24 protein-coding genes are annotated in these 22,232 nt (G+C 36.4%); 4 read left to right on the top strand and 20 right to left on the bottom strand.

The genetic code is table 11. From position 1 onward, the window contains the following. Window positions 1-9: 9 nt before the first annotated feature. The 8 genes from fabF to FIT70_RS03665 all read right to left on the bottom strand — a co-directional run bounded on the left by fabF (window position 10) and on the right by FIT70_RS03665 (window position 6,082). On the bottom strand, window positions 10-1,242 hold the full coding sequence (gene fabF, locus FIT70_RS03700; protein ID WP_139874539.1) for a beta-ketoacyl-ACP synthase II: 1,233 nt from the start codon (window positions 1,240-1,242) through the stop codon (window positions 10-12). 51 nt (window positions 1,243-1,293) lie between these two features. Continuing rightward, window positions 1,294-1,530 (bottom strand): acyl carrier protein, encoded by a 237-nt coding sequence (gene acpP / locus FIT70_RS03695; protein WP_028817778.1) that lies wholly within the window; start codon window positions 1,528-1,530, stop codon window positions 1,294-1,296. 93 nt (window positions 1,531-1,623) lie between these two features. Further along, window positions 1,624-2,373 (bottom strand): 3-oxoacyl-ACP reductase FabG, encoded by a 750-nt coding sequence (gene fabG, locus FIT70_RS03690; protein WP_139874538.1) that lies wholly within the window; start codon window positions 2,371-2,373, stop codon window positions 1,624-1,626. A gap of 18 nt (window positions 2,374-2,391) precedes the next feature. Next, window positions 2,392-3,321 (bottom strand): ACP S-malonyltransferase, encoded by a 930-nt coding sequence (gene fabD, locus FIT70_RS03685; protein ID WP_028817780.1) that lies wholly within the window; start codon window positions 3,319-3,321, stop codon window positions 2,392-2,394. Between the two features lie 36 nt (window positions 3,322-3,357). Continuing rightward, a complete protein-coding gene (locus FIT70_RS03680) occupies window positions 3,358-4,311 on the bottom strand; it encodes a beta-ketoacyl-ACP synthase III (RefSeq protein ID WP_139867711.1) in 954 nt (317 codons plus the stop codon). Next, window positions 4,308-5,339 carry a phosphate acyltransferase PlsX gene (gene plsX, locus FIT70_RS03675; RefSeq protein ID WP_139930695.1) on the bottom strand — a complete coding sequence of 344 codons (1,032 nt, stop codon included), beginning with the start codon at window positions 5,337-5,339 and terminating at the stop codon, window positions 4,308-4,310. The genes FIT70_RS03680 and plsX overlap by 4 nt, the downstream gene beginning before the upstream one ends. Before the next feature lie 57 nt (window positions 5,340-5,396). Then, entirely contained in the window at window positions 5,397-5,576 is a 180-nt protein-coding gene (rpmF, locus tag FIT70_RS03670) for a 50S ribosomal protein L32 (RefSeq protein WP_028817942.1), read from the bottom strand. Window positions 5,577-5,590: 14 nt separating this feature from the next. After that, window positions 5,591-6,082 carry a YceD family protein gene (locus FIT70_RS03665; RefSeq protein WP_139867707.1) on the bottom strand — a complete coding sequence of 164 codons (492 nt, stop codon included), beginning with the start codon at window positions 6,080-6,082 and terminating at the stop codon, window positions 5,591-5,593. A gap of 111 nt (window positions 6,083-6,193) precedes the next feature. Here FIT70_RS03665 and FIT70_RS03660 point away from each other — a divergent pair, with 111 nt between their 5' ends. The 4 genes from FIT70_RS03660 to FIT70_RS03645 are packed head-to-tail and all read left to right on the top strand — an operon-like array spanning window position 6,194 to window position 10,767. Then, complete coding sequence (locus tag FIT70_RS03660) at window positions 6,194-7,612, top strand: acetyl-CoA carboxylase biotin carboxylase subunit (RefSeq protein WP_139930693.1); 1,419 nt, start codon at window positions 6,194-6,196, stop codon at window positions 7,610-7,612. Window positions 7,613-7,618: 6 nt separating this feature from the next. Beyond that, window positions 7,619-9,460 carry a sodium-extruding oxaloacetate decarboxylase subunit alpha gene (gene oadA, locus FIT70_RS03655; RefSeq protein ID WP_139930690.1) on the top strand — a complete coding sequence of 614 codons (1,842 nt, stop codon included), beginning with the start codon at window positions 7,619-7,621 and terminating at the stop codon, window positions 9,458-9,460. A gap of 12 nt (window positions 9,461-9,472) precedes the next feature. Next, window positions 9,473-10,048: a Maf family protein gene (locus FIT70_RS03650; protein WP_139930688.1), complete on the top strand. Its 576-nt coding sequence runs from the start codon at window positions 9,473-9,475 to the stop codon at window positions 10,046-10,048. Beyond that, on the top strand, window positions 10,048-10,767 hold the full coding sequence (locus FIT70_RS03645) for an SAM-dependent methyltransferase (RefSeq protein WP_139930686.1): 720 nt from the start codon (window positions 10,048-10,050) through the stop codon (window positions 10,765-10,767). The genes FIT70_RS03650 and FIT70_RS03645 overlap by 1 nt, the downstream gene beginning before the upstream one ends. Here the strand turns inward: FIT70_RS03645 and rnhB are convergent. From rnhB to frr, 12 genes are read right to left on the bottom strand one after another with little or no spacing between them, the layout of a single operon-like run. Continuing rightward, window positions 10,756-11,331 (bottom strand): ribonuclease HII, encoded by a 576-nt coding sequence (gene rnhB / locus FIT70_RS03640; RefSeq protein WP_139930684.1) that lies wholly within the window; start codon window positions 11,329-11,331, stop codon window positions 10,756-10,758. The two genes, FIT70_RS03645 and rnhB, sit on opposite strands and share 12 nt — an antisense overlap. 2 nt (window positions 11,332-11,333) lie before the next feature. Continuing rightward, window positions 11,334-12,470 carry a lipid-A-disaccharide synthase gene (gene lpxB / locus FIT70_RS03635; RefSeq protein ID WP_139930682.1) on the bottom strand — a complete coding sequence of 379 codons (1,137 nt, stop codon included), beginning with the start codon at window positions 12,468-12,470 and terminating at the stop codon, window positions 11,334-11,336. 2 nt (window positions 12,471-12,472) lie between these two features. Beyond that, complete coding sequence (gene lpxA, locus FIT70_RS03630; RefSeq protein ID WP_139930680.1) at window positions 12,473-13,246, bottom strand: acyl-ACP--UDP-N-acetylglucosamine O-acyltransferase; 774 nt, start codon at window positions 13,244-13,246, stop codon at window positions 12,473-12,475. Between the two features lie 20 nt (window positions 13,247-13,266). Further along, on the bottom strand, window positions 13,267-13,728 hold the full coding sequence (gene fabZ / locus FIT70_RS03625; RefSeq protein WP_046489284.1) for a 3-hydroxyacyl-ACP dehydratase FabZ: 462 nt from the start codon (window positions 13,726-13,728) through the stop codon (window positions 13,267-13,269). A 14-nt stretch (window positions 13,729-13,742) separates the two neighbouring features. Next, the gene (gene lpxD / locus FIT70_RS03620) at window positions 13,743-14,720 is read right to left on the bottom strand and encodes a UDP-3-O-(3-hydroxymyristoyl)glucosamine N-acyltransferase (RefSeq protein ID WP_139930678.1); all 978 of its coding nucleotides are present in this window, start codon (window positions 14,718-14,720) and stop codon (window positions 13,743-13,745) included. A 21-nt stretch (window positions 14,721-14,741) separates the two neighbouring features. Then, window positions 14,742-15,236, bottom strand: a complete 495-nt coding sequence (locus FIT70_RS03615; RefSeq protein ID WP_139930676.1) for an OmpH/Skp family outer membrane protein — start codon at window positions 15,234-15,236, stop codon at window positions 14,742-14,744. Window positions 15,237-15,269: 33 nt separating this feature from the next. Continuing rightward, window positions 15,270-17,621: an outer membrane protein assembly factor BamA gene (gene bamA, locus FIT70_RS03610; protein WP_139930674.1), complete on the bottom strand. Its 2,352-nt coding sequence runs from the start codon at window positions 17,619-17,621 to the stop codon at window positions 15,270-15,272. Continuing rightward, a complete protein-coding gene (rseP, locus tag FIT70_RS03605) occupies window positions 17,621-18,940 on the bottom strand; it encodes an RIP metalloprotease RseP (protein WP_139930672.1) in 1,320 nt (439 codons plus the stop codon). The genes bamA and rseP overlap by 1 nt, the downstream gene beginning before the upstream one ends. After that, window positions 18,937-20,124: a 1-deoxy-D-xylulose-5-phosphate reductoisomerase gene (gene ispC / locus FIT70_RS03600; protein ID WP_139930670.1), complete on the bottom strand. Its 1,188-nt coding sequence runs from the start codon at window positions 20,122-20,124 to the stop codon at window positions 18,937-18,939. Before ispC ends, rseP begins: the two co-directional genes overlap by 4 nt. Further along, the gene (locus FIT70_RS03595) at window positions 20,125-20,925 is read right to left on the bottom strand and encodes a phosphatidate cytidylyltransferase (protein ID WP_139930668.1); all 801 of its coding nucleotides are present in this window, start codon (window positions 20,923-20,925) and stop codon (window positions 20,125-20,127) included. It lies immediately after the preceding gene. Beyond that, complete coding sequence (locus FIT70_RS03590; RefSeq protein WP_223257713.1) at window positions 20,926-21,666, bottom strand: isoprenyl transferase; 741 nt, start codon at window positions 21,664-21,666, stop codon at window positions 20,926-20,928. Then, entirely contained in the window at window positions 21,666-22,223 is a 558-nt protein-coding gene (gene frr / locus FIT70_RS03585; RefSeq protein WP_139867681.1) for a ribosome recycling factor, read from the bottom strand. The genes FIT70_RS03590 and frr overlap by 1 nt, the downstream gene beginning before the upstream one ends. Window positions 22,224-22,232: the final 9 nt, after the last annotated feature.

Raw genomic sequence — 22,232 nt, 5'->3', positions numbered from 1 at the left:
TATAAAAATCTATAGCCTTTTAAATACAAGGCTTCCGTTAGTGCCACCAAAGCCAAAGTTATTTTTAAGTGCAACCTCAATTTTCATTGGCCTTGCTTCATTGGCACAATAATCAAGATCACATTCAGGATCTTGGTTGAAAATATTAATAGTGGGCGGAGAAATCTGGTTATGAATAGCCAGCACAGTGAATACGGACTCAATGCCGCCTGCCCCGCCTAATAAATGCCCTGTCATTGATTTTGTAGAATTTACAACAAGATTTTTTGCGTAGTTTCCAAATGAGGCTTTAATCGCATTAGTTTCATTAAGGTCGCCAAGAGGTGTAGATGTTCCATGCGCATTAATATATTGCACATTATCTGTATTCACATGCGCATTTTTCAATGCATTGACAATTGAGCGTCTTGGACCGTCCATATTGGGCGCGGTAATATGATATGCATCAGCACTCATTCCGTAGCCTGATAGTTCTGCATAAATTTTAGCGCCTCTTTGTTTTGCATGTTCATACTCCTCAAGCACCATTACTCCAGCACCTTCGCCAATAACAAAACCGTCGCGGTCTCTGTCCCATGGGCGACTTGCTGTTTTTGGATCATCATTGCGTGATGAAAGTGCTTTGGCTGAAGAAAATCCAGCGACTGATAATTCAGTAATAGCAGCTTCCGAACCCCCAGCTAACATCACATCTGCATCGCCATATTCGATCATACGTGCCGCATCACCTATTGAATGAGTTCCTGTTGTACATGCAGTAACAATAGAAACATTAGGGCCTTTTAAATTAAGCATAATAGAAAGATTGCCGGAAATCATATTGATAATCGTGCCAGGAATAAAAAATGGCGATACCTTCCGAACACCACCTTCATCAAATACTTCACCTGTAGATTCAATCAAATTAATGCCACCAATGCCAGACCCAACCGATACGCCAATGCGCTCACTATTGCTGTCATTTACTTCAATACCGGAATCTTTAAATGCTTCTATGCCTGCTGCGATACCAAATTGAATAAAGGTATCCATGCGTCTTGCATCTTTGGGAGGAATGTACGCAAGCGGGTCGAAATTTTTGACCTCACCTGCAACTTGTGAAGGAAATGCTGAGCAGTCAAATTTGGTAATTTTACCTATGCCTGATTGACCATTGATGATATTAGCCCATGATTCTGCTACCCCTATACCAACAGGAGTAATCAAACCTAAACCGGTGACTACAACTCTTCTCTTCGTCATGGAATAAACCCAACCCTTTCAATATTTAGAAAAGGTTAAATAACATATGAATTATTTTAGATTTTTGTTGATGTAATCAACAGCTTGCTGAACTGTGGTGATCTTTTCAGCTTCTTCGTCAGGAATTTCACAATCAAACTCTTCTTCTAAAGCCATTACGAGTTCAACTGTATCAAGTGAATCAGCACCTAAATCATCTACAAATGATGATGTATTTTTTACATCAGCTTCTTTAGTGCCAAGTTGTTCTGCAACAATTTTTTTTACACGTTGTTCGATGTCAGACATCTAAAATACCCCTTTATTTAAGAAATGACCCTCAGGCCATGCGTTATTTTAACAAATCTTGTTAAGAATTTTGTAATAAAGTTAAAAAAATAACTAAATCATTAGCATTCCGCCATTGACATGAAGTGTCTCACCTGTGATATAAGAAGCTTCTTTTGAAGCTAAAAAGCTTACTGCAGCACCAATATCCTCAGGACTTCCTAGTCGTCCTAATGGCACATGATCGAGAAGCTGCTTTTTATGTTCATCTGACAATCCTTTTGTCATATCCGTATCAATAAAGCCAGGCGCAACACAATTGACAGTGATGCCTCGACTACCAATTTCTTTAGCTAATGATTTTGTGAATCCAGTTACGCCAGCTTTTGCGGCAGCGTAATTTGTTTGACCTGCATTACCCATATGACCAACTACAGAAGTGATATTAATAATTCTACCGTAGCGACTTTTCATCATGCTGCGAATAAGGGCCTGGCTCATGCGAAAAATAGATTTTAAATTGGTTGACATAACATCATCCCACTCTTCTTCTTTCATGCGCATGAGTAACATATCTTTAGTAATCCCGGCGTTATTTACAAGGATTGATATATCACCATGCTCCTTAATGATGCCATCAACAGTTTTTAAGATAGCTTCATTATCATTCACATCTAATTTAATACCTTTACCTAAAACATTTTGCTCTTTGAGAAATGTTGAAATTTTTTGAGCGCCATCTTCCGTTGTTGCGGTGCCAATGACAAAAGCATTTTGTTTTCCTAAACTTAAAGCAATTGATTGTCCAATACCTCGGCTAGCGCCAGTGACAAGTGCAACTTGATTTTCAAGATTAATAAACATAATTTTCCCTAGATAGTTTTATTGTATAAGTGCTTTAAATTCATCTATTGCACTTTCATTAACAAGAGAAACACCTTTTAATTCAGGAGAGATTCTCTTGGTTAGGCCTGTAAGAACTTTGCCTGGGCCGCATTCTGCAATATCACTAATTTTATTAAATGCTATCTTTTCAATGGTATCAACCCATCTTACTGGATGACAGAGTTGTTTTGAAAGTGCATCTTTAATTTCATTTGCATCATTATGTTCCAAAACATCCACATTATGGATAACAGGAATATTTGGTTTTTTAATTGTAATATTGGTTAAATATTCTTTTAATTCTTCAGATGCTTTTTGCATAAGAGAGCAATGTGAAGGAACGCTAACGGGAAGCAGAATCGCTCGCTTAGCGCCTTTTGATTTTGCTATTTCAATAGCTCGTTCTACTGCTAAAACATTTCCAGCAATCACAACTTGCCCTGGTGAGTTAAAGTTGACTGCTTCTACAACCTCATTTCCTTGAGCTTCTTTGCATGCATTCATGACATCTGAGTCAGACATACCAAGAATAGCAGCCATAGCACCTACACCTTCAGGCACAGCTTTTTGCATGACTTCAGCTCTATATTTGACAAGCTTTAACGCGTCTTTAAATTCCATCGCATTTGAAGCAACAAGAGCGGTATATTCACCCAGGCTATGACCTGCAAGATAACTAGGGAGTAGATCTGTTTTAGATTTCCAAACACGCCAAGTCGCTATGCCCGCTGTAAGAAGTATAGGTTGCGTATGAACTGTTTGGTTTATGTCTTCATTAGGCTCGGTCGCCATTTTCCAAAAATCAATATTAAGAATTTGAGACGCTTCATTAAAAGTCGATTGAATTAATGGATGGTTATTAAAATCCGCCATCATGCCGACAGTTTGTGAGCCTTGACCAGGAAAAATAAAAGAAAACTTATTCATAATTTACTTGATATATTATCATTAACTATATGATTTTTAATACTTTATTAAAGCAGATCCCCAGGTAAATCCACCACCGAATGCTTCCATCAAAAGCGTTTCCCCTCTTTTTATTTTACCTTCACGAATGGCCGTATCAAGGGCCAAAGGGATCGAAGCAGCTGAAGTATTTCCATGTCGGTCTATAGTAACAATAACGCGATCCATGCTCATATTCAATTTTTTTGCAGTTGCTTCTAAAATTCTAATATTGGCTTGGTGGGGAACAAGCCAGTCAATGTCTGACTTATCTAATTGATTCATTTCAAGTGTTTCATCTACAATAGAATCTAATGTATTCACAGCTATTTTGAAAACCTGGTTGCCTTGCATTTCTATAGTAGATTTACCTTTTTGGTGAGATACACCGCTGGGGACATGGAGTAATTTCTCATAAGCGCCATCCGCATGAATGTGGGTAGACAAGATACCCGGTTCATCTGATGCTTCAAGAATAACAGCACCCCCGCCATCACCCCAAAGAATAGCATTGCTTCGATCTGAATAATCTGTAATGCGAGACATAGTATCTGCACCAATCACTAGCACACATTTTGCTGCACCTGTTTTAATGAAACTATCTGCAACAGATAGCGCATACACAAAACCACTGCATACCGCTTGAATATCAAATGCTGGACATAAAGATAAGCCAAGCTTTGTTTGAACAATACAAGCTGTGCTTGGAAATACTTTATCGGGCGTAGTTGTCGCCACAATAATAAGATCAATTTTATTTGCATCAATACCAGAAGCCTTTATTGCTTGTTTAGACGCTTCTGTCGCTAAATCGCTTGTATATTGATGCGCTGAAACAATATGTCTTTCTTTAATACCTGTTCTTGTCGTAATCCATTCGTCCGTCGTCTCAAACATTTTTTCAAGATCAAGATTGCTTAATATTTTTTCGGGAAGATAGCTTCCAGTCCCTGTAACTTTTGAATAAATCATAAATTTTCTGACGATGAAATACCTAGGGGCATTTCTAATTCAAGTTGTTTTTGTATGTTCTCTAAAACATTATTTTTGGATTCTTCAATGGCTGTCCGAATAGCATAGAAAAAAGAATAACTATCAGCCCCACCATGACTTTTAACTACAATACCTTTAAGACCTAAAAAGCTAGCGCCATTGTATCTTCTAGGATCAAGCCTTTTTTTGAATCGATTAAGGACAAGCAAAGAAACAAATGCCATAGATTTTGTAATCCAATTACGTTTGAATTCTTGTGTTAAAAATCGGCCCATAAGCTGCGCAATACCTTCAGCTGTTTTTAATGCAACATTCCCCACAAACCCATCACATACAACGACATCAGTTGTACCTTTAAAGATGTCATTACCTTCAACGTTACCATAAAAGTTAAGATGACTTCGACGAAGTAATTCTCCTGCTTGCCTTATAACTTCAGTACCTTTCATATCTTCTGAGCCAATATTGAGAAGCCCTACGGAAGGCTTTGGATTGCCCGTCACAGAACTGACAAGCATGGCGCCCATGACTGCAAATTGCAATAAATTCTCGGCCGTGCAGTCTGTATTGGCGCCTAGGTCCAGCATGTAAGTTGTACCTTTTTGACTAGGCAAGCTCGATGCGATGGCAGGTCTATCAATCCCTGGCAACATTTTTAATACATAACGGGCGGTTGCCATAAGTGCACCGGTATTGCCAGCACTTACGCAAGCCTGAGCCTTCTCTTCCTTAATTAAATTAATTGCAACACGCATGGAAGAATCTTTTTTATTTTTTAAAGCGCTTTGAGGAGATTCATCCATTTCAACCACTTCACTTGCATGCTGAATAGATAAACGGGTATTGGTATATTTATTTTTTTGGAGCTCTGTTTGAATAAGCTCTTTATCGCCAACTAAAATAATGTGAAGTTGGTCATATTTTGATAGCGCATTTATGGAGGCTGGGATAGTGACTGAGGGACCATGATCCCCTCCCATTGCGTCAACTGCTAGGGTAATTGTCATTTGTTCTCTTAACGTTTAAGAGCAATGAAAGTAATAAATCAGAATAATTAAGAAGAATTATTCTGATTTATTCTGAATAACTTTTTTGCCTCTATAGTAGCCTGTTGGACTAACGTGATGACGTAAATGAACTTCGCCAGTAGTTGGTTCTACAGCAAGTGGGGGATTTGATAAAAAATCGTGAGAACGATGCATTCCACGTTTTGAAGGTGATTTTTTATTCTGCTGAACAGCCATAGCAACTCCTAAATTTAATTTTTATATAATTTTTGTTTTAAATCAGCAAACGGATGAATGCGATCTAACACACCATCAGTTTTTTTGTAGTAGCACTTATCATTTTCATGTTTTGGTGCACCAGGCATAGAAAGTAAGATTTCGTCTTCAATAAGACTTAATACATCCATCTTTGCACTACCCTCAATTAAGTCGTAATCCGCATGATCGTCAACTTGAAAATCAGTTAACTGCGTCTCTTCTTTAATTAAAAATCCTGATTTTAAAAAAATCGTATGCTCTAATTTTTCCGAACATCTTTGGCAAATTAAATCTAATTTACCTTCGATGAATAGTTCTAAACAAGCTTCTCTATGTTTATTTTCGAAGCCTCTTAAAACAAAAGCAATTGAATCTTCGAGATTTAAGCATAAATCTTGCAATCGCTCAAAATCAGAGAGGCGAATTATATCACGAATTTCTCTCGATTTTCTTGAAAAATCAATATTGTCTATATGCTGTTCCATCAATAGATTTCGGGGTAAAAGACATCATTATTATATAAGAAATGACATGCTATAATTTTCTTAAATTAACCCTAATTTAGTGACATTTCACTAAAAACTTAAGGCTTTTCATTGTTTAAAAAAATTCTCATAGCGAACCGTGGTGAAATAGCGGTAAGGCTGATTCGTGCCTGTTCTGAGCTCGATATCACTTCCGTAGCCATTTATTCAGATGCTGACCGCCATGCGCTTCACGTCAAAAAAGCCGATGAATCCTACAATGTAGGTGCAGACCCTCTTGCCGGCTATTTAAACGCACATAATATTGTGAATATCGCCGTTACTTCAGGATGTGATGCAATCCATCCAGGATATGGGTTTTTATCTGAAAACCCTGAATTAGCCGAAATATGTGCCAGACGAGATATCAAATTTATTGGCCCTAATGCCGATATTATTCGTCAAATGGGAGATAAGATTCAAGCAAGAACAGCAATGATTGCAGCTGTAATACCTGTTATTCCTGGAAGTGAAGGCAATATTGAGAGTCTTGATGAAGCTAAAAAACTTGCCTCTTCTATTGGTTACCCTATCATGCTTAAAGCGACTAACGGTGGTGGTGGACGAGGTATTAGACGTTGTAATAATGAAAAAGAGCTCATTGCTAATTATGATCGAGTAATTTCTGAAGCTACAAAAGCCTTTGGCAAACCCGAGGTTTTTATTGAGAAATGTATCGTATCGCCTAAGCATATCGAAGTTCAAATTCTGGCTGATAGCTCTGGCAATGTGGTTCATCTTTTTGAAAGGGATTGTTCTATTCAAAGGCGCAATCAAAAACTCATTGAGATCGCACCCTCCCCTCAGCTTACAAACGCTCAAAGAAATTATGTGGGTGAACTTGCAGTGAAAGCTGCCAAAGCTGTGAATTACGAGAACGCGGGTACCGTAGAATTCCTTTTGGATGCTGAAAATAATTTTTACTTTATGGAGATGAATACCCGTCTTCAAGTTGAACATACAATTACTGAATCAATTACCGGTATTGATATTGTTCAAGAGCAAATAAGAATTGCCTTTGGATTATCATTACAATACAAACAAGAAGAAATTCAGTTTCGAGGCTTTGCAATTGAATATCGAATTAATGCGGAAGATCCAAAGTATGACTTCATGCCATCCTTTGGAAAAATTACGCGTTATTATGCGCCTGGCGGACCCGGCGTTAGAATTGATGCTTCGATATATACTGGCTATGTCATTCCCCCTTATTACGACTCTATGTGCGCAAAGTTAACTGTATGGGCGTTAAACTGGGAAAGTGTGATGCAACGTGGCAAGAGAGCCCTCAATGATATTGTTGTATTTGGAGTTAAAACAACAATCCCTTATTATTTAGAAATTATGAATAATAAACAGTTTAAAGAAGCGAATTTCAATACAAGCTTTGTGGACGACCATCCGGAGCTTATAAATTATCAAAGTCAATTTCCACCTGAGTTAATGGCTGCAGCTATTTCAGCAGCGATTGCAGCACATGAAGGTATTTAAATAGATATGAAAAAAATACATATTACAGAATTAGTTTTAAGGGATGGGCATCAATGTCAAATTGCGACTAGACTTCGCACTGAGGACATGCTTCCTATATGTCCACAATTAGATTCACTTGGCTTTTGGTCAATTGAAGCATGGGGTGGAGCTACGTTTGATGCTTGTGTAAGATTTTTAAAAGAAGATCCATGGGAGCGTCTAAAACTTTTAAGAAAAGCCCTCCCAAATTCTCGTATACAAATGTTACTTCGAGGTCAGAATTTATTAGGCTATCGTCATTATTCAGATGATGTTGTTGACGCATTCGTCAAACAATCAGCCAATAATGGTGTCGATGTTTTTAGAATTTTCGATGCCATGAATGATGTAAGAAATCTTACAACATCAATAAAAGCAGTCAAAAAATATAAAAAACACGCAGAAGGTACATTAAGCTATACCACAAGCCCTGTGCATAACATCCCGTATTTCGTTAATCTTGCAAAAGAAATGGAAAGTTACGGATGTGACACAATAGCCATTAAAGATATGGCGGGTCTTTTAACGCCGTCAGCCACTAAAGAGCTTGTAACGTCTTTAAAAAAATCTACCTCCTTACCAATTCACGTTCATTCACACGCAACTTCAGGATTAGCAAGTATTAATCTTTTAACTGCTGTACAAAATGGTGCGGACATTATTGATACATGTAATTCAAGCTTTGCAGAAGGTGCAAGTCATCCATCAACAGAATCTATAATTGCTGTCTTAGAGGATTTAGGCTACGAAACGGGTATTGATATTAAAAAAGTTGAAGAGATTAGCGAGCAATTAAAGGTTGTAAGAAAAAAATATTGGCAATTTGAATCTGATTACACTGGCGTAGATACACGGGTACTTAGTAATCAAGTCCCTGGCGGTATGATTTCTAATTTGTCTAATCAGCTTAAAGAGCAAGGTGCACTTGATCGTATGAACGAAGTGCTTCTTGAAATTCCTAGAGTGCGTGAAGATTTAGGTTACCCACCACTTGTGACACCGACTTCCCAGATTGTAGGTACACAAGCAGTCTTAAATGTTTTAACAGGCGCTAGATATAAATCGATAACCAATGAGGTAAAAAGTTATTTCATGGGCGAATATGGAAAAGCACCTGGTAAAGTGAATCAAAAAATTCAAATGATGGCCATCGGTGAAAAAAAACCACTGACATCTAGACCTGCCGATCTTTTGGAGCCTGAACTTGCAAAACTTAAAATTGAAGCAGAGCAAATTACAAAATCTGATGATGATATTTTAACGTATGCCATGTTTCCTGACGTTGCCAAGATATTCTTGCAAGAAAGAAATGCAGGTAGCATTCAACCCGAACCACTTCTTCCAAAAGACAATATATTTTCATCTGCTGAAAAATTTGCACCTAGTGAATTTAATGTCACGCTTCATGGCGAAACATTCAATATCAAATTAACGGGATCAGGCTATACCGGTGAAGCAAGAAGGCCATTTTATGTATCCGTAGATGGCATTTCGGAAGAGGTGTTAGTCGAAACTTTACATGAAGTTGAAGTCACGAATGGAAAAAAATCTTCAAAAAAACAGTCTCAAGAAACATCTAAATCAGCAAGATCTAGACCCAATCACGAGGGCTGTATTACTACAGCTATGCCAGGAACAATTATTGACGTTAAAGTTAAAATTGGCGACAGAGTTGAGGCTGGAGACAGTGTAATTGTGATTGAGGCTATGAAAATGGAGAATGAAATTCAATCCCCTACTTCGGGTATTATAGTTGCGATTCATGTAGCAAAAGGTGAAGCAGTGTCCCCAGATGAAACGCTACTTGAAATTCAGCCTGAATCATAAAGAAACCAATGCATGTTAACGATTGTTTTGGCCTCATCATCGCCTTATAGAAGAGAATTACTATCACGACTTAAATTACCTTTCGATGTCTTTAGTCCTGATATTGATGAAACCCCTCACATGGATGAAAAAGCAAAAGACATCTCCTTCAGACTTGCACGAGAAAAAGCATTTAAAGTAGCTCCCCACTATGCAAATTCATTGATCATCGGCTCTGATCAAACAGCGGAATGTCAAAATCAAATTATTGAAAAACCAAACACACATGAAAATGCTGTAAAACAACTTCAATTTTTAAGTGGGAAAATTGCAACTTTCTATACCTCGCTTTGTTTGTTGAATACGAAAACACAACAAGTGCAAGAATGTGTCGTTGATTTTGAGGTGAAATATAAAAAATTAAATCAGAAAATAATTGAATCTTATTTGCTGAAAGAACAGCCATATAATTGTGTAGGAAGCGTCATGTCTGAAGGTCTTGGTATTACTCTTCTTGAATATATTAAAGGCGAGGATCCTACAGCGCTCATAGGACTGCCACTCATTAAGCTATCGAACATGCTTGAAAATGAAGGTTTAGCATTGTAATGACAGATAAGAAAAATGGGTGTTTGTACCTCATCCCTGTTCCGATTGAACAAAATGCTAAGGAATCTGTTCTTTTAGAATACCATCGAAAAATTGTCGAACGTCTGGATTATTTTGTAGTGGAAAATGAGAAGACAGCACGTTTTCATTTAAGCGCTCTTAATCTTCAAAAACCTATCAATCAATTACATTTTGAAGTATTAGATAAATCTACAATTGAAGCAGAAATTACAAATTATTTAAGGCCGCTTTTGGAAGGTTTTGATATTGGTTTAATTTCAGAATCAGGCTGCCCAGCAGTAGCTGACCCTGGATCAAAAATGGTTGCTTTGGCCCACCAAAAAAATATTAAGGTCATACCGATGATAGGCCCGTCGTCAATCATTTTAGCCCTTATGGCATCAGGCCTTAATGGGCAGCAATTTAAGTTTCATGGCTACCTTCCTTCAGATAAAGAAGACAGAATAAAGAAAATTATTTCAATTGAAAATGATTCAAGCAAGAATCATGAAACTCAGATTTTTATAGAAACGCCCTACAGAAACCAGCATATTTTTAATGATTTGATAAGTAAACTTCAGGACAGAACAAAGCTTTGTGTTGCATTAGATATGTCATCAGAAAATGAATTTATTTTAATGAAAAATATAAAAGAATGGAAAAAAGAAACGACGCCAGATTTAAAAAATAAGCCCTGCGTATTTTTACTACAATGCTAACATTTCTTTTATAGGTGAGAAGCTTCTTCGGTGATACTCACAAAGACCTTCGTATTTAATCATTTCTATATGTAATTTTGTTGGGTAACCCTTATGTTTTTTAAATTGATACTTAGGATAAATCTTATCAATCTCTATCATTTTAAGATCACGTTCTGTTTTTGCAATAATTGAAGCCGCTGAAATCTCAGCAACTTTATCGTCGCCTTTGACAATCGCCTCACAAGGATGATCTACTTGAGGGCAAAATAATCCATCTATCAGAATTTTGATTGAGGTGTAGCCGTTTAAACCTTCAATTGCTCTTCTCATAGCTAATAATGTTGCCTGATGGATATTAAGCTCATCAATTTCTGATGCACTACATATGCCTAATGACCAAGCTAAAGCATTTTTCTTTATATGTGCTGCAAGAGTATATCTTTTAGATTCGGATATTTTTTTAGAGTCACGCAAGCCTTCGGTGTCGAAATCAGGACCCAAAATAACGGCAGCTGCATAAACTGGCCCGGCCAAAGGTCCTCTTCCCGCTTCATCAACACCACAAATTAAATTTGTCCGCATTTTTATTTAATGAATTTTAAAATATTTTTATTTAAGCGATCAGATGTATTTTGTTTTAGTTGGTGATGTATTTTCGTAAATTGAACTAAAAGATTTTTTCTATAAGGCGCATCTTTTAAAATTTCGATAGCCTTTGAAGTGATATTTTCCGGTGTAGCTTCTTTTTGCAAAAGCTCCGGTACAAAAAATTTGTTAAGAAGTATGTTTGGAAGGCTTACATAAGGCAAATAACGCATGCGCTTAAGAATTTGCCAGCTGATCGATGACATTTTATAGATAACTACCATAGGCTTTTTATAAAGAGCTGTTTCAAGCGTTGCAGTTCCTGATGCAACAATAACTAAATCAGCAGCGTTTATTGCATCTGAGGCGTGGCCAATAAGAAGCTGGATATCTAACTCAGCATGAGTATTTTTAAATAAAACTCTCGAAAAAATATCATATGTCTGTCTGGTAGGTAGTGGTACCAAAAATTTCACATCTCGTATTTTTTTTGAAAGTTCAATCGCTGAGTCAATAAGGAGTTGCGCATGCCATTTCACTTCCCCTTGCCTACTTCCAGGAAGAAGTGCTATAACTTTAGTAGCTTTAATAATTTTAAGTTTAGCTTGAGCTTTCTTTTTATTTGGATTGAGGGGAATCATTTCAGCAAGCGGGTGCCCTACAAAAGTAGATTCGATATTAGCTTTTGAATAAATTTTTCTTTCAAAGGGAAATATAGTCAGCATATGATCTATCGATTTTTTAATCATTTTAAGTCTATCCCCTCTCCACGCCCATATAGATGGACTGACGTAGTGAATCACAGGAATACCTTTTTTCTTTAATTTTCTTTCAATCCAAAAATTAAAGTCAGGGGCATCAACGCCAATAAACAAATCAGGTTTTGCATCGAGAATTTGATTTAAAAGATTTTTTCTTAATTTTAAGAGGTGAAATAACTTTTTGATAGCTTCAAAGTAACCCCTTACTGAAAGCTCTTCCATTGGGAAATATGATAAGGCACCCTCTTTAACCATTTTTGGTCCAGCGACACCTATAAACTTAAGGTCAGAACGGGTTGATTTTAACGACTTAATTAAGTAACTTCCTAGCAAGTCTCCGGAAGATTCTCCGGCAACTATGGCAATCGTTTTCATAATTAACGAATAATACCGCGGGTAGATTTTTCAATAAAATCAATATAAAGATTCAGAGCGTCGGTATCTTTACTTAGCAATTTAATTTTTTCTTCAGACTCGTTTAGAGAAAGGCCTTGGCGATATAAAATCTTATAAGCTTCTTTAATTTTTGCAATAATCTTTGGATCGAAGCCTCTTCTTTTTAACCCTTCTGCATTAATACCATTTGGCTTTGCATCATAGCCAGCTGCTATAAGATAAGGCGGGATGTCTTTAAAGACCACTGTATTGACTGCTGTAATGATATGGCTGCCAATCTTACAAAACTGATGAACAAGAGTGAATCCTCCAAGAATCGCGTAATCATCAATCGATACGTGGCCTGCTAGGGATGTGTTATTCGCTAGTATGATTTGATTTTTAATTTCACAGTCATGGGCTATGTGGACGTAGGCCATAATCCAATTATCATTACCTATTTTTGTTATTCCATGATCTTGAGCTGTACCTCGATTAAAAGTGCAGAATTCTCTAATGGTGTTATTGTCACCAATTTCTAGGAATGTTTTTTCTTGATTATATTTTTTATCCTGAGGCGCTTCGCCGATTGAGCTGTAGTGGTAGATATGATTATTTTTTCCAATTGTAGTATTACCAGTAATAGTTACATGGTTTCCAATAACTGAACCTGCTCCAATTTTAACCTCTGCATCAATAATAGAATAAGGCCCAACTTTAACGCTGGAATCTAAACTGGCTTTAGGGCTAACAATTGCGGTAGGATGAATCAAAATAGTGTTACAACTCTATAAATTTATTTTTTTTCGATAGGTTTTAAAATACACATCATACTTGCTTCAGCCACAATTTCATCGTTGACTTTAGCGACTGCAATATATTTCCATATACCTTTTAACACGCGATCTATCTTTACATGGATAATAAGTTGATCACCAGGGGAAACTGGTTTTTTGAAACGTGCACTATCTATTCCAGCAAAATAATAAACAGAATCATCTGATGGTTTTGTATCCATTGTTTTAAAAGATAAAATAGCTGCAGCTTGTGCCATTGCTTCTACAATTAAAACGCCTGGCATTACAGGATAGTAAGGAAAGTGGCCTGGGAAAAAAGGTTCGTTAATTGAAACATTTTTGATGGCGAAAATTTCTTTCCCGAGTTCCATTGAAATTACTCTATCAATAAGCACAAAAGGATATCTGTGCGGTAAGTGATTTAAAATTTCATGAATGTCCATTGCAGTATTTTCAGCCATCTTTGCTATTCCTATTATTTTAGTCTTTTAATTTTTGCTGCTGTCTTAAGCCACGTTTCATGATCTTGGAAAGGCATAAGCGCAGTGTAGGTTCCCGAAGTTTTGATTGATCTTGTAATCATTGAGCCAGGTGAGATAGTCACATTATCTGTAATTGATAAATGCCCTAAGATCATAGCAGCTCCTCCGATAGCACAATTTTTCCCGATTTTAGCGCTGCCTGCAATACCAACACATCCTGCAATAATCGTATTTTCACCAACCAAACAGTTGTGACCAATTTGCACTAAGTTATCAATTTTTACGCCGCTAAAGATAATAGTATCATCTAAAGCACCTCGATCTATGGTTGAATTTGAGCCAATATCAACGTTATCACCTAAAATCACTCTTCCTATTTGAGGAATCGCTAGCCACTTGCTATCACCTTTTGCATAACCAAAACCATCTGAGCCAATGATGCAGCCGGCGTAAAGGATACAGTTTTGACCGATAATTGTATTTGCCTTTATGACAACATGGGGATGAATAACTGAAGCATTACCAATTACACTATCAGACTCAATTATTGAGCCTGCATGAATAACGACGTCATCACCAAGAGAAACATTTTCCTCAATAACAACATTGGGGCCAATATATATATCCTTACCCAATTTGCAACTCGGATGAATAATTGTGGATTTATGAATTTCTTTTTTTAAAGTTTTGCTAGGATTTAGTAACTGAGATACCTTGGCAAAATACAAATATGGATTATCTATAACTATGTAGGCGCCTGAGCGATCAGGAAGATCATCTCTATTAATTATAACAACTGCTGCTTTTGTGCGTTTTAATAAATCTGAATATTTCGGATTATTAAAAAAAGAAATTGAATTTTGATTGGCTGACTCAAGAGAGGCGACCGAGTTAATAAGTAAGTTTGGATCGCCTATTAACTCGCCACCTAATTTTTTTACTAGATCACCAGATGTGACTGTATGGCCCATAAGAACAATTTAGGCCAGCTATTATTTTTTACCTAATGATTTTAAGATCTTATCTGTAATATCAATTTTTTCACTAGCGTAAGCAACGCCATTATATAAAACAAGATCAAATCCTTCTGCTTTAGCAACAGATGTGACAGCTTTATTAATCTGCTCTTGAAGGCCGCCAAGCTCTTCATTTCGTCTAATATTAATATCTTCCCTTAATTCACGCTCTTTACGCTGAACGTCAACACGGAGTTGAGAAAGTGACTTTTCTTTAGTATCACGTTCGGAATCTTTCATTGTTAAAGCATCTTTAGAAAAAGAAGATTCCCTTTCCTTTAAGGTTTTAACATCTGCTTTTAGTTTGTCTGTGCGCGAACTAAATTCTTTTTCTAGTTTTTTATTACTCTCAATTGTTTGTGGCGCTTCTTGTAAGATTTTATCTACCTGAACAAATCCTACTTTAAGGTCAGCATACACACTTAAACTTATAAGAAACAAACTTGTAAAAGCTAAAAATTTAAATTTCAATTACTTTCTCCTAGGATTTTTTAAGTTAACAATTTAAAACTGCTGGCCCATTTGGAACTGAAGGCTTTCAGTTCTATCAGTACTTTGGTTATTAAATGGAACAGCGTACACAATTTTTAAGGGTCCAAACGGTGAGACCCATAACACACCCATACCTGCGGAATATCTTATGGTAGATAAATTTATCGACTCATCATGCCCATATACATTACCAGCATCTATAAATGCACTCAAGCGAAATTGATTATTATTATTCTTTACAAATGGCACTGGCATAAATAATTCTGCATTCGCAATAATCTGCTTATTACCGCCCAAAAACATATTGGTTGTAGTAGTGCTTATTCCGCAGGAGGTATCACCTTGCAAACAAACAGGGCCTATTGAGCTTTGCCTATATCCGCGAACCGAATTAACGCCACCTACATAGAAGTTTTTGAAGAATGGAAATTCTTTTCCGCCATAACTATTTGAATAGCCAATCTGACCGTTTAACATGACCGTAAGATCCTTGCTTATGTCTTTATACCAACTCTCTTGCAAAGTAACTTTATATATCTGAATGTCCAGGCCAGGAGTTGAAACTTCAGCATTTGCTCGTCTTAACTCACCTTTTCTAGGAAACAAAATATCATCACGACTATCTATCGCCCAGCCAATGCTTGCAGTTAATGAATTCATCGTACAACCAGTAGAATTGATTGTGTTGGTTACAGATGAGCAATAATTAATATAGCGCGTAGGCGACCTATCTAACGCCAAATTACTTACCTCGGTATTATCAAGGGTTAAGCCATATGAGATGGAATTTTTTTCAGTAAGAGGTACGCTAAATCGAATACCCGCACCAAATGATGAAGTATTATAGCTAACTGTTCTTAATGCGGAGGTATTAACATCTCGTCTATAGATGTCATAACTAAGACTAATGCCTTCGGGCGTATAAAATGGCTTTGTTACGCTCAATGAATAGGTCTTGTTAATTCTGCCAGTATTAATTTGGGCAGAAACACGGTCACCTGTTCCAAGAAAGTTGGCCTGAGTCACGTTAAAGCTTCCTACAACACCCTCACTACTACTCAATCCCGCACCAAGCATAATGCTACCTGTATTTTTTTCAGTAACCTTAACTTTTAAATCAACTTGGTCTGCGCTTCCAGGAACTGCTGGCGTTTCGATATTAACGTCGGAGAAGAACTGTGTTCTATTGAGCCTCACTTTAGAGCGATCAATCTTATCTGCTGCATACCATCCTGATTCAAGCTGCCTAAATTCTCGCCTAATAACATCATCTCGCGTACGTTGATTACCTTCAATGTCAATTCGTCTAACAGATACCTTTCTTCCGGGATCCACAAAAAATGTAAAAGAAGCAGTGTGCTCTTCTTTATTAATTTCCGGAATTGCATTGACGTTTGAAAATGCAAAACCGTCATTACCTAGACGAGCGTTCATGCCTTTAGTTGATTCAGTAATTTTTTCACGATTAAAAATATCATCTTTTTTAATTTTAATTAAGCTTTGTAATTCAGCCTCAGGGACTTGCTGGAGATCACCCGCAAGTTTCACATCCGATACTTTATATTTAGGGCCTTCTGAAATATTAATCGTAATATAGACATCATCTTTATCAGGTGTAATAGAAACTTGTGTTGAGTCTATTGAGAATTCTAAATACCCACGATTCATATAAAATGATTTTAATGTTTCGAGATCAGCTGTTAGTTTCTGTTTTGAATACTGGTCATCTTTGTACCACCAAGACAGCCAATTCGTTGTTTGAAGTTGGAATTGAGACGTAATGTCTTTTTGACTATAAAGCTGATTTCCAACTACGTTAATTTCTTTAATACGTGAAACGATACCCTCTTCAATATCAAAGCGAATTGCCACCCTATTTCTCTCTAAAGGAGAAGCTGAAGTTTTAACAATAGCTGTATATTTACCTTGAGCTAAATATTGTTTTTTAATTTCTTGCTGAGCGAACTCTAGTTTAGATTTATCATAAATCTGGCCCTCAGCAAGACCGATTGCTTTCATACCTTCTTTTAACTTGTCAGACTGAAAAGCTTTGTTACCTGAAAACTGAATATCAGCGATCGAAGGTCGCTCTTGCACGGTGATAAGAAGAATATCTTGATCAGCTTCTATACGCACGTCTTTAAAAAAGCCTGTGCGATAAAGTGATTTAATGGCTTCGGATGATTTATCCTCAGTCATCGTATCGCCAACTTGCACTGGAAGGTAATTAAAAACGGTGCCAGGCTCCGTCCTTTGAAGACCTTCAATTTTAATATCTTTGATGACGAAAGGTTCCATAGCAAAGGCTGCAATAGAAAGTAGGAGGAGTGAAATGAATAAAGCTAGTTTAGATCTTAAAGTCATTAGCTTCCTAATAGGTATCGACAGGCGTCATTATACAACGCAATTCCAGTAAGTAAACCCAAAATTAACATTCCAACCCTTTGACTTATCATCATTTTTTTGTTTGATAAGGGCTTCCTTCTAACAAACTCAATGAGATAGAAAAGCAAGTAACCCCCATCCAATAATGGAATAGGCAATAAATTCAATATCCCAATATTTAAACTAATCAATCCAATAAACTGAATATAAGGGAAAGTACCTTCCACAAATGAAGAAGACGCCATATGTGCAATTGCTATAGGCCCACCCAAATCTTTAAAATCGGTTTTTTGTGTAAGTAGATTCTTAAATGTTTTTAAGGTTAGGTTGAAAAAAGCATAAGTTTGGACCAATGATTTTTTAATAGACTCTTCAAATGTACGCTTTACTTCAACCAAATGAGTCTTAATAATTACATCATCATAACCTAGTGCAATCCCAATTCTTTTTTTATCGACTTTGCTTTCAAAAAGTTCTTTATCTATATGAATATATTGAATAATATTTTCTCTTTTTATCGTTAAAGTGTAAGATTGTGACCAGTTTTTTTGCACACTAGCGATCAAATCCGGAATGTCTTTAATGGGAATTTGATCTACCATAAGCATTTGATCATGTGTCTGTAACCCTATTTTTTCAGCAATACTTCCTGCCTCCACTGATTGAATTAAAATGGGGAGTCCATATGGAAAAACCTTGATTTCATCGGTCCATAAAAGATTTTTAATATGGGTGATCTCGCCATTCCGCTTCAAGCCTACATCTTGAAATACATTTTTTTGGTCTTTTATGGAAGTAAGTAAGTCTTCTAAAGATTCGATTTCACTGCCATCAAGGGATGCGATCTCATCCCCCGCTCTAAGTCCTAACTGGTAAGCTTCGCTCGAAATTGGAAGTTCACTAATGGATGGCTTAATTTGCTTTGAACCATGCATAAAGATAAAAGAAAAAATCAAAATACCCAAAATAATATTAATTAAGGGGCCGGCAGCCACAATAAGAAAACGTTTGATTAAAGGCTGTCGATTAAATGCTCTTTTAAGATCAATTTTGTTAACTTTTTCACTTGTCTCAATATTATTTTCGTCTAAAAGCTTTACATAGCCACCTAAGGGAATCGAAGATATAGCAAATTCGGTTCTATCTTTGCCAAAACGAAAAGTAAAAAGAGGTTTGCCAAATCCAATTGAGAACTTTAATACCTTAACATTGCACCAACGCGCCATTTGAAAATGGCCAAATTCATGAATACCTACAACAATACTAATCGTAAGAATAAAGACAAAAAAAGTTATCATGAAGTTAAGTTGTGGCAATCAATCCAAGAAAGTGCAAGATGACGTGTCTTACTATCTACCTCTAAAACTGTTTCGATAGAATCCAAGCTTTGAGGCTCAACAGCATCCATACAAAATTCAATCAATTCTGCGATCTGATTAAAAGTGATAGATTCTTTTAAAAAAGCTTCGACAGCTACTTCATTAGCTGCATTAAGAATGGTAGGTGCATTCTTGCCTATATGAAGCGCTTTGTAAGCCAATCCAAGGCAAGGAAATTTATCTAAATCAGGCGCTTCAAAATCAAGTCTTTTTGTTTTAATAAGATCAAGCCCCAAAACTCCAGATTCAATTCTTTCAGGGTGACTTAATGCATAAGCAATAGGCGTTCTCATGTCGGGATTGCCCAATTGCGCAAGCGTACTTCCATCAACATACTCTACAAGGGAATGAATAATACTCTGAGGGTGAATAACCACTTCAATATCTGAAGCTGGAATATCAAATAACCAACAAGCCTCAATTACTTCAAGACCCTTATTCATCATCGTTGCGGAATCGATCGTAATCTTTTTGCCCATAATCCAATTTGGATGACGTAAAGCCTCTTTCGGTGTCACATGTTTAAGCTCTTCCTTAGTAGAAGTCCTAAAAGGTCCGCCAGATGCAGTCAATAAAATTTTTCTAATGCCATTGGATTTATAGTTTAATTTTTTACTTTGTGGCAGCACTTGTAAAATCGCATTATGTTCGCTATCTATAGGTATTAAGGTGGCATTGGATTGTTTTACAGCTTTAACAAACAATTCCCCGGCCATGACAAGCGTTTCCTTGTTGGCTAACAAAATCTTTTTTCCACTATTTGCAGCTGCCATTGTAGGCTTAAGTCCTGCCGCACCTACAATAGCTGAAATAACTGTGTTCGTTTCTTTATGAGAGGCAAGCCAATCTAGAGAATTTTCATCATCTAAAACGATTGTTTTTGAATTCAATGCAAGTAGATTTTTCTTAAGTTGTTGGTTTGCCTCTCGATTTAAAGCAAAGGCAAATTGAGGTTCAAATTCACTGCATTGCTCTGTTAATAGATCAACATTTCCATTGGCTGTGAGCGCAAAAACCTTATATTTGTCTTGATGAAGGTTTATAACTTGAAGCGCATTGCAACCAATACTTCCAGTTGAGCCTAAGATAACAATTGTTTCCACTTAAATAAGTTGCCCGAAAAAAGACGGTGAAACAAGTATTAAAGTCGCGAGAGGAAGGCTAGAACACAAACTATCAATCCGATCAAGAACGCCACCGTGACCAGGGATTAAATCGCCACTATCTTTAACTTTAGCCACTCTCTTAATGTATGACTCAAATAAATCGCCTTCAACACTTAACAATAAAATTAAAATAAAAAATAAAATAGATTCGTAAGAATTAACAAAGCCAAAATAAGTCAGTGTGATCGAAAATAATGAAACAACAAATAGAGCTCCTATAAAGCCTTCCCATGTTTTGCCGGGGCTAATAGACGGCGCAAGCTTTCTCTTACCAAATTGTTTTCCAAAAAAATAAGCACCCGAATCCGCAAGCCAAATAGTCGTTAAAACGAGAAGCACAGCCCAAGGACTTAATTGAATCAAATAATTTAAAGCAACAATAAGTGGAATGATCAACATCCAGCCAATCAAAGAACTAAAGTAGAAATTTTTAAGATGTATTTTAAATACTAAAAATAAAGGTGCTATAAAAATCCAAAAGATGGAGGCGCCAATTAAAATAAATCTAGCATGATCATAAGTGAGAAATTTATCAATTAGATAAATGAAGCATAACGAGATGGCTAAAAAAATCTTTTTTTCAAGAGATTTGAAATATAAAAGTTTTGACCATTCATAGAGCGCTAAGAGTGAAGTTACATAGATGACAAATGAAAAAAAACTTCCTGAAAATAGAAATAAAGAAGATAAAAAAACTAAAAGCATAATAAAAGCTGAGAATATTCTTGATATCAACATTTATAATTGCTCGCTTGTTTTGCCATACCGGCGCTCTCTTTTTTGAAATTCAAACAATGCAGTCATAAGCGCCCTTTCATTAAAATCAGGCCATAACGTCTCTGTAAAATAAAGCTCAGAATATGAAAACTGCCAAATTAAAAAATTACTAATACGTTTTTCTCCGCCGGTTCTAATTAAGAGGTCCGGATCTGGTGCGTAATTTAAAGATAGGTTTTGAATGAGATTTTTTTGAGTTAATGGTTTTTTAGAAAGCGTTTCTTTTTGATGCTTATTAACTGCATTCACAATATCCCATCTTCCACCATAATTAATTGCAACACTTAATGTTAGCCCGGTATTTTTTTCAGTAAGCTTTTCAAGTTCTTTTATTTTATCAACGAGTTTTTTTGGAAACGGTTTTCTGTCGCCAATTAACTTAAATCTGACATTATGCTTAATGAGAGCTGACGATTCTTTTTTAATTGATTCTTGAAACAATGACATTAAAAAATTAACTTCCTGTGCAGGTCTCAACCAATTTTCTGTGCTAAAAGCAAATAATGTTAGAAAAGGTATGTTTAATTTTTGGCATTGCGTAATGACTGTTCTAACTGATTCTAAACCTTTTTTATGGCCGGAAATGCGTGGCATTAGTCGTTTCTTTGCCCATCTCCCATTACCATCCATAATAATAGCGATGTGTTTAGGTTTTTCTAATAGTGCTTCTTTGGCTCGTAATGGACGAAAGAAATTAAACACTAAATTGCGAGTAATTCAGATTCTTTTGTTTGAAGAAGTTTATCGATTTCGGCGATAAACTTATCTGTAATTTTTTGAACTTCATCTTGCGATCTTCGTTCATCATCTTCACTGATTTCTTTTTCTTTGATTAATTTTTTTAGGGAGTCATTTGCATCGCGTCTAATATTTCGCATCGCAACTTTAGCTGACTCAGCTTCTGTTCGAACAACTTTTATAAGATCCCTTCTACGCTCTTCTGTCAGTGTGGGCATAGGGACGCGAATAAGGTCACCAGATGTTGCGGGATTTAACCCAAGGTCGCTATCGCGAATCGCTTTTTCGATTTTACCGACCATACTCTTCTCATAAGGCTGCACATTGATTGTTTTTGCATCCCCTAAATTAACACCAGCTACCTGATTAATAGGAACCATAGAACCATAATAATCAATGACAATATGATCCAAAAGTCCAGTATGTGCTCTACCTGTTCTAACTTTTGCAAGATCAGACTTAAAAGAGTCTAGAGATTTTTGCATCTTTTCACTTACATTTACTTTAATTGCTTCAGTCATGACCATCCT

Source organism: Candidatus Methylopumilus universalis, from assembly GCF_006364435.1.
Lineage (GTDB): Bacteria > Pseudomonadota > Gammaproteobacteria > Burkholderiales > Methylophilaceae > Methylopumilus > Methylopumilus universalis.
This window is presented reverse-complemented; position numbering and strand designations above follow the sequence as displayed.